The 15,247-nt window shown below is 69.1% G+C and carries 13 protein-coding genes; 8 read left to right on the top strand and 5 right to left on the bottom strand.

The genetic code is table 11. The features are described 5' to 3' along the window. Positions 1 to 72 precede the first annotated feature (72 nt). Positions 73 to 873 (bottom strand): class I SAM-dependent methyltransferase, encoded by an 801-nt coding sequence (locus tag AC52GN_RS14670; protein ID WP_496527558.1) that lies wholly within the window; start codon positions 871 to 873, stop codon positions 73 to 75. 264 nt (positions 874 to 1,137) lie between these two features. Here AC52GN_RS14670 and AC52GN_RS14675 point away from each other — a divergent pair, with 264 nt between their 5' ends. Continuing rightward, entirely contained in the window at positions 1,138 to 1,617 is a 480-nt protein-coding gene (locus AC52GN_RS14675; RefSeq protein WP_338577309.1) for an Hsp20 family protein, read from the top strand. 188 nt (positions 1,618 to 1,805) lie between these two features. Here the strand turns inward: AC52GN_RS14675 and AC52GN_RS14680 are convergent, their stop codons facing one another. The 3 genes from AC52GN_RS14680 to gpmA form a co-directional block, all read right to left on the bottom strand. After that, positions 1,806 to 3,077: a pentapeptide repeat-containing protein gene (locus tag AC52GN_RS14680; RefSeq protein WP_496527559.1), complete on the bottom strand. Its 1,272-nt coding sequence runs from the start codon at positions 3,075 to 3,077 to the stop codon at positions 1,806 to 1,808. A gap of 86 nt (positions 3,078 to 3,163) precedes the next feature. Continuing rightward, complete coding sequence (locus tag AC52GN_RS14685; RefSeq protein ID WP_496527560.1) at positions 3,164 to 3,793, bottom strand: bifunctional diaminohydroxyphosphoribosylaminopyrimidine deaminase/5-amino-6-(5-phosphoribosylamino)uracil reductase RibD; 630 nt, start codon at positions 3,791 to 3,793, stop codon at positions 3,164 to 3,166. Next, positions 3,790 to 4,503 carry a 2,3-diphosphoglycerate-dependent phosphoglycerate mutase gene (gpmA, locus tag AC52GN_RS14690; RefSeq protein ID WP_496527561.1) on the bottom strand — a complete coding sequence of 238 codons (714 nt, stop codon included), beginning with the start codon at positions 4,501 to 4,503 and terminating at the stop codon, positions 3,790 to 3,792. Before gpmA ends, AC52GN_RS14685 begins: the two co-directional genes overlap by 4 nt. Before the next feature lie 198 nt (positions 4,504 to 4,701). On the opposite strand from gpmA, the gene AC52GN_RS14695 reads away from it, so the two are divergent. From AC52GN_RS14695 to AC52GN_RS14705, 3 genes are all read left to right on the top strand, one after another. Continuing rightward, positions 4,702 to 6,201 carry a phosphomannomutase/phosphoglucomutase gene (locus tag AC52GN_RS14695; RefSeq protein WP_496527562.1) on the top strand — a complete coding sequence of 500 codons (1,500 nt, stop codon included), beginning with the start codon at positions 4,702 to 4,704 and terminating at the stop codon, positions 6,199 to 6,201. A 43-nt stretch (positions 6,202 to 6,244) separates the two neighbouring features. After that, positions 6,245 to 7,555, top strand: coding sequence for an FAD/NAD(P)-binding protein (locus AC52GN_RS14700; protein ID WP_496527563.1), 1,311 nt, complete (start codon positions 6,245 to 6,247; stop codon positions 7,553 to 7,555). Positions 7,556 to 7,672: 117 nt separating this feature from the next. Then, complete coding sequence (locus AC52GN_RS14705; protein WP_496527564.1) at positions 7,673 to 8,959, top strand: cystathionine gamma-synthase family protein; 1,287 nt, start codon at positions 7,673 to 7,675, stop codon at positions 8,957 to 8,959. A 19-nt stretch (positions 8,960 to 8,978) separates the two neighbouring features. Here the strand turns inward: AC52GN_RS14705 and glmM are convergent, their stop codons facing one another. Further along, the gene (gene glmM / locus AC52GN_RS14710) at positions 8,979 to 10,328 is read right to left on the bottom strand and encodes a phosphoglucosamine mutase (protein ID WP_496527565.1); all 1,350 of its coding nucleotides are present in this window, start codon (positions 10,326 to 10,328) and stop codon (positions 8,979 to 8,981) included. Positions 10,329 to 10,513: 185 nt separating this feature from the next. On the opposite strand from glmM, the gene glmS reads away from it, so the two are divergent. The 4 genes from glmS (at position 10,514) to AC52GN_RS14730 (ending at position 15,234) form a co-directional block, all read left to right on the top strand. Then, on the top strand, positions 10,514 to 12,328 hold the full coding sequence (gene glmS, locus AC52GN_RS14715) for a glutamine--fructose-6-phosphate transaminase (isomerizing) (protein WP_496527566.1): 1,815 nt from the start codon (positions 10,514 to 10,516) through the stop codon (positions 12,326 to 12,328). Between the two features lie 83 nt (positions 12,329 to 12,411). After that, the gene (galU, locus tag AC52GN_RS14720; RefSeq protein WP_496527567.1) at positions 12,412 to 13,290 is read left to right on the top strand and encodes a UTP--glucose-1-phosphate uridylyltransferase GalU; all 879 of its coding nucleotides are present in this window, start codon (positions 12,412 to 12,414) and stop codon (positions 13,288 to 13,290) included. Continuing rightward, a complete protein-coding gene (locus AC52GN_RS14725; RefSeq protein WP_346485216.1) occupies positions 13,287 to 13,727 on the top strand; it encodes a GNAT family N-acetyltransferase in 441 nt (146 codons plus the stop codon). The genes galU and AC52GN_RS14725 overlap by 4 nt, the downstream gene beginning before the upstream one ends. 277 nt (positions 13,728 to 14,004) lie before the next feature. Further along, complete coding sequence (locus tag AC52GN_RS14730) at positions 14,005 to 15,234, top strand: NAD-dependent epimerase/dehydratase family protein (protein WP_496527568.1); 1,230 nt, start codon at positions 14,005 to 14,007, stop codon at positions 15,232 to 15,234. Positions 15,235 to 15,247 lie beyond the last annotated feature (13 nt).

Below are 15,247 nucleotides of genomic sequence, written 5' to 3' on the forward strand. Positions count from 1 at the left end.
TGTTTGCGTTTCGGGCTTAAGGCGCTTCTGCGCCAGGGTCAAAACCACGCACTGCATTGTCATCTAGGCGCTTCAGTCGGCGGCGTAGGGCTTGCGGAAACGCAGGGTCATGCGATCGCTTTCGCCGATGGCGTCCAGGGCCGCACGCTCGTCCGGCGTCAGGGCGCGGCCGTCGCGTTCGGAGGTGCGCGTGGGCTTGAGCGTCCACACGCCGAAGGGGTGAGCGCGGTCGTCCCTGGGGTTGGCGTTCAGCTCGCTGCGGGCCTCCAGTTCGAAGCCCGCGCGGCGGGCGGCGTGGATGACCCAGCTCTCGGGCACATAGCCGTTCGGCGCCGTCTCGGTGACGTTCAGCCCCTCGGCCGCGCGGTGCTGCTCGACCGCCAGCACACCGCCGGGCTTCAGCGCCGTGAAGAAGGCCTCCAGATAGGGTTCGGCCCGGCCGTCGCGCGACCAGTTGTGGAAGGCGCGGGCCACCACGACCATGTCCGCCGTCCCGTCGGCAACGCCCATGCCCTCGGTCGGGCGGTTGACCGGAACGTAGCGCCCGCCGGTCGCCGCCGCATAGGGCTCAAGGATGTTGCGCCACCAGCCGGCGCGGCCCGGCTCGATCTCGACCACGGTCAGGCCGGGCTGAAGCCCCCAGAAGGTCAGGGTCTCGAACGGATGACGGTCGCCGTCGCGGGCGCGGTCCGCCTCGGGCCGGGTCGCTGCGGCCACGGCCGTCTCAAGCGCCGCGTCCTCGGAGAAACTCGGCATCTCCATCGACAGTCCTTGCCGATGGGGCAGGCGAGGGGCGTCCGGGACCCCCGATTGGGCGAAGACGGGCGAGGCGAGCAGACACGCCGCGACGGCGCTGAGGGCGAGAGGTCGCATGAAGGGCTCCGGTCGATCCTGGACGACGAATGTAAAACCCATACGGCGCTTCGCGGCGACCACAAGGCGCCGATGCGGCGAGCGACGAATTCGCGCGCCCCTTGCGCCGGAAAAACGGCCTCCTACCTCTTCATTCGAGAGCGCCGATCCCGGGCTCTCCAGACCTGACGGGGCCGATTTCGGACCGCCGGGGCTGAAACCCTCCGCTGTCCGGGGCCAAATCGCCGGACGGCTCAACCTTGCTGAATGTCAGAAGGATGACCCATGCGTACCTATGATTTCTCGCCGCTGTACCGTTCCGCCGTCGGTTTCGACCGCCTGGCCCGTCAGCTGGAAAGCGCCGCGCGCTCCAGCCAGGAGAACGGCTGGCCCCCCTACAACATCGAGACGACCGGCGAGGACGCCTATCGCATCGAGATCGCCGTCGCCGGCTTCTCGGCCGACGAGCTGAACATCGAGGCGAAGGAAAACCTGCTGACCGTCACCGGCAAGAAGGCGGCCAACGACGACGGCGCCCCCCAGAAGACCTATCTGCATCGCGGCCTGGCCGAGCGCGACTTCGAGCGCCGCTTCCAGCTGGCCGACTATGTGGTGGTCAAGGGCGCGGCCCTGGCCAACGGCCTGCTGACGGTCGAGCTGAAGCGTGAACTGCCCGAGGCCCTCAAGCCCCGCAGCATCGAGATCGCCACCGGCTCGACCCTGATCGAGGGCAAGACCGAACCCAAGGCCAAGAAGGCGGCCTGAAGACGTCTCGCCTGACTGAACAGTCGAAGGGGCGGCGTTCGCGTCGCCTCTTTTTTTGTTTGGAAACACCCACCAAATTTCGGCGATGACCTTTGCTGCCGCTCATCCCGGCGTCCGCCGGGACGAGCGGATTCAGAAAACTTCTTGCCTATGCTTGATGCGGAGACGGCGTTGTCGTGCGTCGCGCTCTAGGCCGCGTGCAGGTCCGCCGGGTCCAGCCCGCGCGCGCCGCCGGTCTGGGCGCCGGTGAAGTCCGCCTGTTTGGTCTGGGCGCCGTGCAGGATGGACCGGCTGAGGTCCGCCTCGACCAGCACGGCCCGGCGCAGATCGGCGCCGGTCAAGTCCGCGCCCCGCAGGATCGCTCCGGTCAGGTCGGCGGGCAGCAGCCGGTCGGCCGCCAGCATCAGCGGCCCCAGCTGGGCCTCGCGCAGGTCCGCCCCGTTCAGCCGCGCCCGCGTCAGCCGCGCCCCGCGCAGGTCGGCCCGGCGCAGATTGGCTGACCGCAGGTCCGCGCCTTCAAGCTGCGCGCCCTGAAGCTGCACCCCCTCCATGTCCAAGCCGTAGAAGACCGCTCCCTTGGCCGAGAGGGCCGTCAGATTCAGTCCGCGAATGGACTCCAGCGGCCGCAGATCGACCCCGTCGAACACCGAGGGTCGGCCCTCGACCCCGCCCGTCTCGCACCACTGGGCGTGTTCGCGCAGCATCTCGGCGGCGGGCATCTGGCTGACCGGCTCGCCCGCCGGACGGTCGTCGACCAGGGCGCCGTCCATATTGGCCCCGTCGGTCCGCCACATGGACGCCTTGACCCCGACCAGGATGGCGTCGCTGAGGTCCGCCCCCGACAGATCGGCGCCCGACAGGTCGGCCCCGGCCAGGTCGGCGCCGCGGAAGCTGGCCTGTTTCAGATTGGCCCGGACCAGCTTGCAGTCCTTCATGACGGCGTCGGTGAAGTCGGCGGCCACCGCGATGACGCCCGTCATGCGCGAGCGCTGCAGATTGGCGCCCGCCAGCACGGCGCCCTGCGCCTGGGTGTCGGCGCGCTTCCTCGCCTCGACGACGCGGAAGCCCAGCTTGGCGTCCTTGGCGGCGATGGTCCCTTCGCGCAAGTCAGCCTCGAACAGGTCGGCGCCCGACAGGTCCGCGCCGCGCAGGCAGGCTCCGCGCAGGTCGGCCCGGCGCAGGCTGGCGTCGATCAGGGTCACGTCCTGCATGTCCGCGCCGAAGAAGTTGGCGTTGTCCAGCTTGGCGCCCGTCAAGTCGCAGCCGATCAGGCAGGCGGCGGTGAAGTCGGCGTCGGCCAGGTTGCGGCCGCGCAGGTTCACGCCTGACAGGTCCATCCAGGCGAAGACCGCCCGCGCCCCGCCCGGCCGCGCCTGCCACAGCCGGTCGTGCTTCAGGCAGACGGCGTCGACCTCTTCCTGGGTCAACCTTCTGCGGACGGGTTCTGCGGCCTCGCTCATGGGGCCGATCATGGCTTACGGCGGATTAAGGAAGCTTTGCGGAAACAGCGGTTTCTCTCGCCGCCTCCGCCCCTCCGCAGGCCGCCCTATTCCGTCAGCAGGCCCTGTTCGCGCAGGGCCTCCGCCAGCTCGCCCTCCTGGGTCCACAGACGGGTGTAGCCCGCCTCGCCCAGCCGGTTCAGTTCGGTCGTCAGATCGGCGCGCGGCGAGGCGGCGAAGCGCCCGTCGAAGCCCGCCCCGTCGACGCTGACGCGCACCATCGGTCGGCCCGTCTCCAGCCGGTGCAGGAAGCCCTCGCACAACACGGCGGCTTCATCGCCCAGCAGACCCGTCTCGACCGTCAGGCCCGACTGGCGCAGCCGCTCCGTGCCCCGGCCCGAGGCGAAGGGCGACGGGTCCAGGGCGGCGATCACCACCCGCTCGACCCCGGCCTCGGCCAGGAAGTGGGCGCAGGACTTGCGGCCCGACGAGCGGGCGCCGCAGGGCTCCAGCGTCACATAGGCGGTCGCGCCCTTCACGGCCTCGCCCGCCTCGGGCACGGCCTGTTCCTCGGCGTGGGGGCGTCCGCCCGGCGCCGTCGCGGCCTCGGCCAGCACGGCGCCGTCCTTGGCCAGGACGCAGCCGACCGCCGGATTGGGCCAGGTCTCGCCCATGCGGTTTAGGGCCAGGTCGATGGCCCGCCGCATGAAGACGGCGTCCTGCGCTTCCCCGCTCACGCGATTTGCGGCAGGGCCTGCGCCCGCCCCTCGTCCAGATAGCGGGCGGCGACCGGCTTCAGGTCTGCGTCCAGATCGATCTCCAGCGGATTGCCGGTCGGAATCTCGACATCGACGATCCTGTCGTCCGGCACGGCGAACAGCAGTTTGACGATGGCGCGCAGGGAGTTGCCGTGGGCGGCGATCAGCACGTCCTCGCCCGCCTTCAGGCGGGGAGCGATCTCCGCGCCCCAATAGGGCTGCACCCGATCCAGCGTGGTCTTCAGGCTTTCGGTGTCCGGGATCTCCTTGCCGGCGTAGCGGGGGTCCGAAGCGAAATCGAACTCGCCGCCCGGCGCCAGCGGCGGCGGCGGCACGTCATAGCTGCGGCGCCAGACCTTGACCTGATCCTCGCCGTGCTTGGCCGCCGTCTCGGCCTTGTCCAGTCCGGTCAGGCCCCCGTAGTGGCGCTCGTTCAGGCGCCAATCCTCGATGACCGGCACATTCTTCAGCCCGGCGGAATCCAGCGCCAGGGCGCCGGTGCGCTTGGCCCGCTTCAGCACCGAGGTGAACATGACCGCCGGCTTGAAGCCCGCCTCGGCGATCAGCTCGCCGCCGCGCCGCGCCTGGGCCTCGCCTTCGGCCGTCAGGTCGACGTCGACCCAGCCGGTGAACCGGTTCTCCAGGTTCCATTGGCTCTGGCCGTGGCGCAGCAGGATCAGGCGGGTCATGAGAGTCTCCGGGAGCATCCGTGTCTTCGGCCACTCGCTAGGCCCCCGACGCGGGGGCGGTCAAGGTTTCGCCGCATCAGGATAAACACGGCAGCCATAACAAGGGTCGCGCGTTGTGGCCTCTCGAGCGGGGGAAGGCTATAGGGCCAGACAGATTTGCGAACCCCGCGTCTCTCAGCGGCCTCTTCAGGAACACCCATGCAAAAGCCCCGTCAGGACATCCGCCCCAACACTGCGGAATATGAAACCCTGCCCCTGGTCAAGCCGACCGGCTTTCGCGAATACGACGCCCGCTGGATTCTGGAAAAAGAGATCAACCTGCTGGGCATCCAGGCCCTGGGCCTGGGTCTGGCCACCTATGTCCACGAAATCGGCCAGACGCCCAAGATCGCCGTCGGCCACGACTTCCGCGGCTATTCCCTGTCGGTGAAACAGGCGCTGATCCTGGGCCTGCTGGAAGGCGGCATGGAGGTGCTGGACATCGGCCTCGCCCTGTCGCCCATGGCCTATTACGCCCAGTTCGCGCTGGACTGCCCCTGCGTCGCCATGGTCACGGCCAGCCACAATGAAAACGGCTGGACCGGCGTGAAGATGGGCGCACAGGCGCCGCTGACCTTCGGCCCCGACGAGATGGGCCGCCTGAAGGAGATCGTCCTGAACGGTCAGGGCGTCGCCCGTCCCGGCGGCCGCCTGGAGCGCGTCGAGGGCTTCCGCGAGACCTACATCAAGGACGTGGCGTCCAAGGTGAAGCTGTCCCGCCCGCTGAAGGTGGTGGCCGCCTGCGGCAACGGCACGGCCGGGGCCTTCGCCCCCGAGGTGCTGCGTCTGATGGGCGCCGAGGTGATCGAGATGGACACGGACCTCGACTACACCTTCCCCAAATACAATCCGAACCCGGAAGATCACGCGATGCTGGTGCAGATGGCGGCCAAGGTGAAGGAGACGGGCGCCGACCTGGCCCTGGGCTTCGACGGCGACGGCGACCGCTGCGGCGTGGTCGACGACACGGGCGAGGAGATCTTCGCCGACAAGATCGGCCTGATGCTGGCCCGCGACCTGTCGGCCCTCCATCCGAACACGACCTTCGTCGTCGATGTGAAGTCGACCGGCCTCTACAAGACCGACGAAGTGCTCAAGGCCAACGGCGCGACCACCGTCTACTGGAAGACCGGCCACTCCTACATCAAACGCAAGACCGCCGAACTGGGCGCCCTGGCCGGGTTCGAGAAGTCGGGCCACTTCTTCCTCTCGGGCGATCTGGGCCACGGCTATGACGACGGCCTGGTGGCGGCGGGCGCCGTCCTGGCCATGCTGGACCGCAACCCCGGCAAGTCGCTGTCGGAACTGAAGACCGCCCTGCCCGACGCCTGGACCAGCCTGACCATGTCGCCGCACTGCGACGACGAGCTGAAGTACGACGTCCTGGCCAGGATCGTGAAGGAATACGAAGATCTGGCGGCCTCCGGCGGCTCGATCCTGGGCCGCAGGATCGTCGAGGCCATCACCGTCAACGGCGTGCGCGTCCATCTGGAGGACGGCTCCTGGGTGCTGGTCCGCGCCTCGAGCAACAAGCCCGAGCTGGTGGTGGTGGTCGAAAGCATGAGATCCGCCGACGACATGCGCGACCTGTTCCGCAAGGAAGTGAAGCCCCGCCTGGCCGCCTACCCGGAAATCGGCGCCTTCAACCAGGAAATCTGATTCCGGTTTGACCGGCGGCGGCGTCGTGGACGATGCTCGTTCAATGAACGACGCCGCCGCCTCCCTACCCGTGATCATCGTCGGCGGCGGATTCTCCGGCGCCATGCTGGCCGCGCGCCTGGCCGAGATGGGGCAGGCCTCGGTCCTGATCGAGCGCGGCGAACAGGTCGGTCTCGGCGTCGCCTATTCCACGCCCCTGGACGACCACCGCCTCAATGTTCGCGCCGAACGGATGAGCGCCCGTCCTGACCGGCCCGCCGACTTCACCGACTGGCTGGCGGTCCACGCCGCGGCCTACGCCGATCCGAACGGCTTCGCCCCGCGCCGCCTCTACGGCCTCTATGTGCAGAACCGCCTGACCCGGACCGAGGCCGCCCATCCCGGTCTGATCCGTCGCATTAGGGGCGAAGCCGTCCGCGTCGAGGGCCAGACCGTCGTCCTGGCCGACGGCGCCCGCATCTCCGGCCGCGCCCTGGTGCTGGCGACCGGCAATCCCCCGCCGCGCCGCGCCGTCGAAAACGACGGTCCCCGCCGCATCGCCGATCCGTGGCGGCCCGACGCCCTGGCCGCGATCGGGCCTGACGAGGACGTCCTGATCCTCGGCTCGGGCCTGACCATGGTGGACGTCGTCCTGGCGCTTCAGGCCAAAGGCTGGCGCGGCCGGGCGACGGTCGTGTCGCGGCGCGGCCTGCTGCCCCTGGCCCACGGCGCCCATCACGACGCGCCCGTCGACCTGCCGCCGGAGGCTCTGACAGGCGCCCTGTCGCGTCGCCTGGCTTCGGCGCGTCGACTGGCGCGCGACCACGGCTGGCGCCGCGTCATGGAAGGCTATCGCCCCATCACCGCCACGCTGTGGCGCGCCGCGTCGAGCGTCGAACGCGCCCGCTTCCTGCGCCATCTGCGGCCCTGGTGGGACGTGCGGCGCCATCGCATCGCGCCCGAAATCGCCGAAGCTCTGGAGGCGCTGAAGGCGGAAAGCCGACTGACCGTTCTCTCAGGTCGCGCCCAGACGATCACGACGGACGACCAGGGCGCACGCCTGACCATCCGTACACGGAATGAAGCAGCCCAAACTCTCTCTGCAAGCTGGTTGATCGACTGCACCGGCCCCGGCCACGACGCCGCCCGCGCGCCTCTGACCGCCGCCCTGATCGCCGCAGGCCGCGCTCGGATCGACGCGGCCGACCTGGGCCTCGACCTCGACGCCGAGGGCCGCGTCCTCCACGCCGACGGCGCCGCCGACCTCGCCCTGTTCGTCCTCGGCCCGCCCGCCCGCGCCGCCTTCTGGGAGACCATCGCCGTCCCGGACATCCGCCAGCGCATCGAAGCGCTGGCCCGCATCCTGACCGCCTGATCGTGGCCGGCGGTCTTTAGTCGAAACTTCCATCCTTCAGGCCCCGACCTCCACAGTCTAGCTGCTGGCGGGCCTTTCCGTGGTCAGCTATCACCGCGCCAGGAGAGGAAACAAAAAATGAACCGCCACCGCACACGTGTCCTGGGCGACCGCACCCTCGCGCCTGAAACCCTGATGATGGGCTACGGCTATGATCCGGCCCTGTCGGAGGGCGCGATCAAGGCGCCGCTGTTCCAGGCCTCGACCTTCGTCTTCAAGTCGGCCGAAGACGGTAAACGCTTCTTCGAAGTCGCCTATGGCCTGCGCCAGCGCGACCCGGACGAGGCCCTGGGCCTGATCTATTCGCGCATCAACAACCCGAACCTCGAAATTCTCGAAGACCGCCTCGCCGTCTGGGACAAGGCGGACAAGGCCCTGGTCTTCTCCAGCGGCATGGCCGCCATCTCGACCGCCATGCTGGCGCTGGTGCGGCCCGGCGACGTCATCCTCTATACCGCCCCGGCCTATGGCGGCACCGAATACCTGTTCGACCGCATCCTGCCCCGCTACGGCGTCAAGGCCATCAGCGTCCCCGCCGCCGAGGGCGCCGACGCCCTGGACGCCGCCATGACCGCCGCCGCCGCCGAGGCCAGGGCGACCGGCGGACGCCTGGCCGCCGTCTATCTGGAGACGCCCGCCAATCCGACCAACCAGCTGGTCGACATCGCCCGCGCGGTGTCGGGCGCCAGGGCCCTGGACCAGGCCGAGCCGCCCGCCGTCGCCGTCGACAACACCTTCCTGGGCCCTCTGTGGCAGAGCCCGCTGGAGCTGGGCGCCGACCTTGTCCTCTATTCCCTGACCAAATACGTCGGCGGCCACTCGGACCTGATCGCGGGCGGCTGTATGGGCGGGGCCGACATCATGGCCCGCGTCGGCGAGATGCGGACCATCTGCGGCACCACCGCCGATCCGCACACGGCATGGCTGCTGCTGCGCAGCCTGGAGACCCTGCACATCCGCATGGAGCGGGCGCAGGACAACGCCCTGATCCTGGCCGAGCGCCTGCGCGCCGATCCGCGCGTCAGCGCCGTCCTGACCGCAGGCGGGCCGGGCGCCTCGCCCGCCCAGCAGGCGATCTTCAAGGCCCAGTGCAAGGGATCAGGCTCGACCTTCTCGCTGGAGCTGCCGGGCGGCGAGGCGGAAGCCTTCCGCATGCTGAACGCGCTTCGCCTGTTCAAACTGGCCGTCAGCCTGGGCGGCGCCGAGAGCCTGGCGTCCCACCCGTCCAGCATGACCCATTCGGACTACACTCCCGAGGCCAAGGCGCGCAGCGGCATCGGCGACAATCTGGTGCGCCTGTCGGTCGGCATCGAGAACGTCGAGGACCTGTGGGCCGACCTGGATCAGGCCCTGTCCGCCGTCTGACGGCGCGAGCGGCGGGCGATCAGCCCGCCGCCTTCACCGCCTCGGCGACGTCGTTGACGACGCGCTTGACCAGGGCCTCGTCGTCGCCCTCCGCCATGACGCGGATCAGCTTCTCCGTGCCCGAGGGGCGGACCAGAAGGCGGCCCGCGCCGTTCAGGGCCACCTCGGCCTCGGCCATGGCGGCCTTGACCTTCTCGTCCTCCAGCGGCTTGCCGGCGGTGTAGCGGACGTTCTGAAGCAGTTGCGGCACCGGCTCGAACTGGCGCGCCAGCTCGCTCATCGGCACGCCGACCTCGACCAGGACGGCCAGCACCTGCAGCGCCGCCATCAGGCCGTCGCCGGTCGTGGCGTGGTCCTTCAGGATGATGTGGCCCGACTGTTCGCCGCCGATGTTGAAGCCGCCCTCGCGCATCCGCTCCATGACGTAGCGGTCGCCGACCTTGGTGCGCTCCAGCGTCAGGCCCTCGGCCTTCAGGCGGCGCTCCAGACCCAGGTTGGACATGACGGTGGCGACCACCCCGTTGCCGTTCAGCCGCCCGCGCTTGGCCCAGTCCAGGGCGATCAGGGCCATGATCTGGTCGCCGTCGACCACATGGCCCTTCTCGTCGCAGATGATGACCCGGTCGGCGTCGCCGTCCAGCGCGATGCCGATGTCGCAGCGATAGCGTTTCACCGCCTCGGACACCGTGGCCGGATGGGTCGAGCCGCACTCGGCGTTGATGTTCAGGCCGTTCGGCTCCACCCCGACGGGAAAGACCTCGGCCCCCAGTTCATAGAGGGTCGTCGGCGCCACGCGGTAGCCCGCGCCGTTGGCGCAGTCGATGGCGATGCGCAGGCCCTTGAGGCTCAGCCGCTTGGGAAAGGCCTGTTTGGCGATCTCGATATAGCGCGGCGGGGCGTCGTCGATGCGCTTGACCCGGCCCAGCTTGTTCGACGGCGCCAGGTCCTGATCCAGGGCCTCGTCCATCATGGCCTCGATCTTCAGCTCGATCTCGTCCGACAGCTTGTAGCCGTCCGGCCCGAACAGCTTGATGCCGTTGTCGGCGTAGTCGTTGTGCGAGGCCGAAATCATGATGCCCAGATCGGCGCGCATCGAGCGCGTCATCATGGCCACGCCGGGCGTCGGCAGCGGCCCGAACGTCCGCACGTCCATGCCGACCGAGGCCAGGCCGGCGACCAGGGCCGGCTCGATCATGTAGCCGGACAGGCGGGTGTCCTTGCCGATCACCACCAGGTGGCGCCGGTCGTCGTCGGTGCGGAACAGACGTCCGGCGGCCAGGCCGACGCGCAGCGCCACCTCGGCCGTCATCGGATGGGTGTTGGCCCGGCCGCGGATGCCGTCGGTGCCGAAGTATTTTCTCTCGCCCAAGGGCGCGGTCCTTCGCTGGCGGCCCCGGGATTGCAAAGAAACCTTCCGAAACCCATTTTTTGATGTCGCCGTCCCCGCGATTTCCTAGAGCGGAGATCAAGGGCGGAGGCTGAACCCTCTCGCTTACCTCAATTCCGCGACCGTGCGCAAAAAGCGGCTGTCGCGTCCCGATCGGAGCAGACCTCATGTGCGGCATCATCGGCGTCACCGGAACCGGCCCCGTCGTCCCCCGCCTGATCGACAGCCTGAAGCGGCTGGAGTACCGCGGCTACGACTCGGCGGGCATCGCCGTCCAGAACGGCGAAGGCGTTCAGCGCCGCCGCGCCAAGGGCAAGATCCGCGAGCTGGAGGCCGTGCTGGCCGCCGATCCCGTCGCGGGGACCGTCGGCATCGGCCACACCCGCTGGGCCACCCACGGCGCGCCGACGACGACCAACGCCCACCCGCACAAGGCGGGGCGCGTCTGCCTGGTCCACAACGGCATCATCGAGAATTTCGCCGAACTGAAGGCCGAGATGGAGGCCGAAGGCCGCATCTTTGAAAGCCAGACCGACACCGAGGTCGTCGCCCACCTGCTGGACCACAAGCTGGCGGCCGGGATGACGCCGCTGGACGCCTTCAAGGCCACGCTGGATCGCCTGACCGGCGCCTATGCGCTGGCCGTGCTGATCGAGGGCGACGATGAGCTGATCCTGGGCGCCCGCCGCGGCAGCCCCCTGGTCGTCGGCTGGGGCGAGGGCGAGATGTATCTGGGCTCTGACGCCCTGGCCGTCGGGCCCTTCACCCAGAAGATCTCCTATCTGGAGGAAGGCGACTACGTCGCCGTGACCCGCACCGGCGCGCGCATGTTCGACGCCTCGGGCCGTCCGGCCGATCGCGCCGTGGTCCAGGTCTCCGCCTCCTCGGCCCTGGTCGAGAAGGGCGAGTATCGCCACTTCATGGAGAAGGAGATCCACGAGCAGCCCGACAGCGTCCAGCACACCCTGTCGGAATACCTCGACCTGGTCTCCGGCAAGGCCAAGGTTCCGTCCGTGGACTTCGCCGCCGTCGAGCGCATCCAGATCGTCGCCTGCGGCACCGCCTTCTACGCCGGCCAGATCGGCAAATACGCCTTCGAACGCTATGCGGGCCTGCCCTGCGACGTCGAGATCGCGTCCGAGTTCCGCTATCGCCATCCGGCCGTGACCCAGGGGACGCTGGCCGTCGCCGTCAGCCAGTCGGGCGAGACCGCCGACACCCTGGCCAGCCTGACCTGGTGCAAGGCGCAGGGGCTGAAGACCGCCGCCGTGGTCAACGTCCACACCTCCTCCATGGCGCGCGAGGCCGAAGTCCTGTGGCCGACCCATGCGGGGCCGGAAATCGGCGTCGCCTCGACCAAGGCCTTCACCGCCCAGGTCGCCGCCCTGCTGTCGCTGGCCGTGGCGGCGGGCGTGGCGCGCGGCGAGATCGACGCCGCCCAGGAGGCGGAGTTGGTCAAGGCCCTGTTCGAGGCCCCGCGCCTGATCGCCGAGGCCCTGCAGATGGATGCGGGTATCCACGCCCTGACCGTCGACCTGGCCAAGGCGCGGGACGTCCTCTTCCTGGGCCGCGGACCGATGTTCCCGCTGGCCATGGAAGGCGCGCTGAAGCTGAAGGAGATCAGCTATATCCACGCCGAGGGTTACGCCGCGGGCGAACTGAAGCACGGCCCCATCGCCCTGATCGACGAAGCGACCCCGACGGTGGCGCTGGCCCCGCTGGACGACCTCTTCGAGAAGACCGCCTCCAACCTGCAGGAAGTGGCCGCGCGCGGCGGCCCGGTCATCATGATCGCCCCGGAAAAGGCGCCCGACCCGCACGGCGCTGGCATCCGCCGCGTCCACGCCCCGGACTGCCCGGCCCTGATCTCGCCCCTGGTCTACGCCGTGCCGATGCAGCTTCTGGCCTACTACACCGCCGTCCAGAAAGGGACCGACGTCGACCAGCCGCGCAACCTGGCCAAGTCGGTGACAGTGGAATAGGGCGAACCCGAACCGTCCGGGGGCGTTTGGAAGCTTCACGAATTACGCCTATGACAGGCGCCCAAGGCTGTTCAGGACGATCCATGACGACCTCTCCCGCCCGCCTGCGCAAGGCGGTCCTGCCCGTGGCCGGTCTCGGCACGCGGGTTCTGCCCGGCACCAAGACCACGCCGAAGGAGCTGCTGAACGTCGTCGACCGGCCGATCCTCTCCTACATCGTGGAAGAGGCGCGCGAGGCGGGCATCGAGCACATCGTCTTCGTCACCGGTCGCGCCAAACAGGCGATCGAGGACTATTTCGACCATCAGATCGAGCTCGAGGCCCAGCTCCTGGCCAAGGGCAAGACCGAGATCCTGGCGACCATGAACGCCGAGCTGGCCCAGGCCGGCGAGATGAGCTTCACGCGCCAGATGCAGCCCAAGGGCCTGGGTCACGCCGTCTGGTGCGCGCGCGACATCATCGGCCACGAGCCCTTCGCCGTCATCCTGCCGGACGTGATCGTGGATTCGCAGCCGGGCGCTCTGAAACAGCTGGCCGAGGTCTACGCCGAGGTCGGCGGCAACGTCATCGGAGTCGAGGCCGTGCCCGAGGCCGACACGCACAAATACGGCATCATCGACCCCGCCTCCCACGACGGCCGCCGCTACGGCATGAAGGGCATGATCGAAAAGCCCGCCCAGGGCACGGCCCCCTCGACCATGTCGATCTCGGGCCGCTACATCCTGCAGCCGGAGATCTTCGACCTGCTGGAGACGCAGGAGCGCGGCGCCGGCGGCGAGATCCAGCTGACCGACGCCATGGCCCGCCTGATGCAGTCGCAGACCTTCACCGCCTATGAATATGAAGGCGTGACCCACGACTGCGGCGACAAGATCGGCCTGCTGCGCGCCAACGTCGCCCTGGCCCTGAAACGCCCCGACCTGGGCGACGCCGCCCGCGCCGCGATCGAAAGCCTGCTTTGATCCGCCCCGCCGCCCCCGCCGACGCGCCTGCCCTGACCGCCGTCTGGCGCCGCGCGGTCGAAGCGACGCACCACTTTCTGACGCCCGAAGCGATCGACGCCATCGAAGCCGACGTCTCCGCCTGGCTGGGCAGCGGCGATCCGAACCTCTGGGCCTGGGAACAGGACGGGGCGCCCGTCGCCTTTCTCGGCCTGTCCGACGATGAACTGGCGGCCCTGTTCGTGGACCCTCGCCTGCACCGCTCCGGCATAGGGCGTCGGCTGGTCGATCACGCCCTGTCGCTGGGCGCCCGGCGTCTCAGCGTCAATGAGGACAACCCCGGCGCCCGCGCCTTCTACGAGCGCCTGGGCTTTCAGGCCGTGGGCCGCGCCGAGACCGACGACGCCGGACGCCCCTATCCGCTGATCCTCATGGCGCTCAGCGCCGATCAGGCCTGATCCCGGCGGGCCGGCCTCGCCTGTTGTGATCGCCCGTCGCGGAAAAGGTCATGATTTCAAGCTTGATGCGCCGTGACGACGCGCCAGGCCCGCCTGATCTCGCCTCCGGCCCATCCTGTCCGTTTTCAGGAAGGACGCCCTCCGATTTCAGACGATTCAGACGAATTGGACTCTCTTTTTCCGCCCTGTGTCGCTTTCGTCGCAGCCAAGCGCCACGCTTTCGCCCCCTCGCGCGTTCGGCTAGGCAGAAGAAGACGTTGAAAACGAGGTTCGACTGATGCGCGTGATGATTCTGGGCGGCGACGGCTTCTGCGGCTGGCCCACGGCCCTGCACCTCTCGGCGCGCGGCTGGGACGTGCTGATCGTCGACAACCTCAGCCGCCGCAACATCGACAATGAGCTGGAGGTTCGCTCCCTGACCCCGATCCGCACCATGGGCGAGCGCATCGCCGCGTGGAAGGAGGTCTCGGGCCGCACCATCGACTTCGTCAACCTGACGGTCGGCAAGGAGTTCGACCGCCTGGTCGCGCTGATCAAGGACTGGGCGCCCGACAGCGTCGTCCACTTCGCCGAACAGCGCGCCGCCCCCTATTCGATGAAGTCGGCGCGGCACAAGCTCTACACCGTCGACAACAATCTGAACGCCACCAACCACCTGCTGGCCGCCATCGTCGAGAGCGGCCGCGACGTCCACCTGGCCCACCTGGGAACCATGGGGGTCTACGGTTACACCACGGCGGGCCTGCGCATCCCCGAGGGCTACCTGAAGGTCACAGTGGAGACCGACCACGGCCCGACCGAGCAGGAAATCCTGTTCCCGCCGAACCCCGGCAGCATCTATCACATGACCAAGACGCAGGACGCCCTGCTGTTCCAGTTCTACGCCAAGAACGACGCCCTGCGGATCACCGACCTGCACCAGGGCATCGTCTGGGGCGCCCAGACCGAGGAGACCAAGCAGGACGAACGCCTGATCAACCGCTTCGACTATGACGGCGACTACGGCACGGTGCTGAACCGCTTCCTGATGCAGGCGGCGGTCGGCTATCCGCTGACCGTGCACGGCTCGGGCGGCCAGACGCGGGCCTTCATCCACATTCAGGACACGGTGCGCTGCGTCGAACTGGCGCTGAACAACCCGCCCAAGCGCGGCGACCGGGTCAAGATCCTCAACCAGATGACCGAGAGCCGCCGCGTTCGCGACCTGGCGCAGATGGTGGCCGAGATGACGGGCGCGCAGGTCCACAACGTCGCCAACCCGCGTCAGGAGGCCGACGAGAACGAACTGGTCGTCGCCAACGATCAGTTCCGCGAACTGGGGCTGAAGCCGATCACCCTGGCCGAGGGCCTCATGGCCGATGTGACCGACATCGCCCGCCGCTACGCCGACCGCGCCGACCGGACCAAGATTCCCTGCGTCACCGCCTGGAACGCCGGCCGCGCCGACGCCCTGCGCGCCGAGACCGAGGGCTCCGCCGCCTCGCCCGCCCGCGTCCTGTCCGCCTGAGAGACTGAAACCC

The organism is Brevundimonas sp. SS2672, from assembly GCF_059579685.1.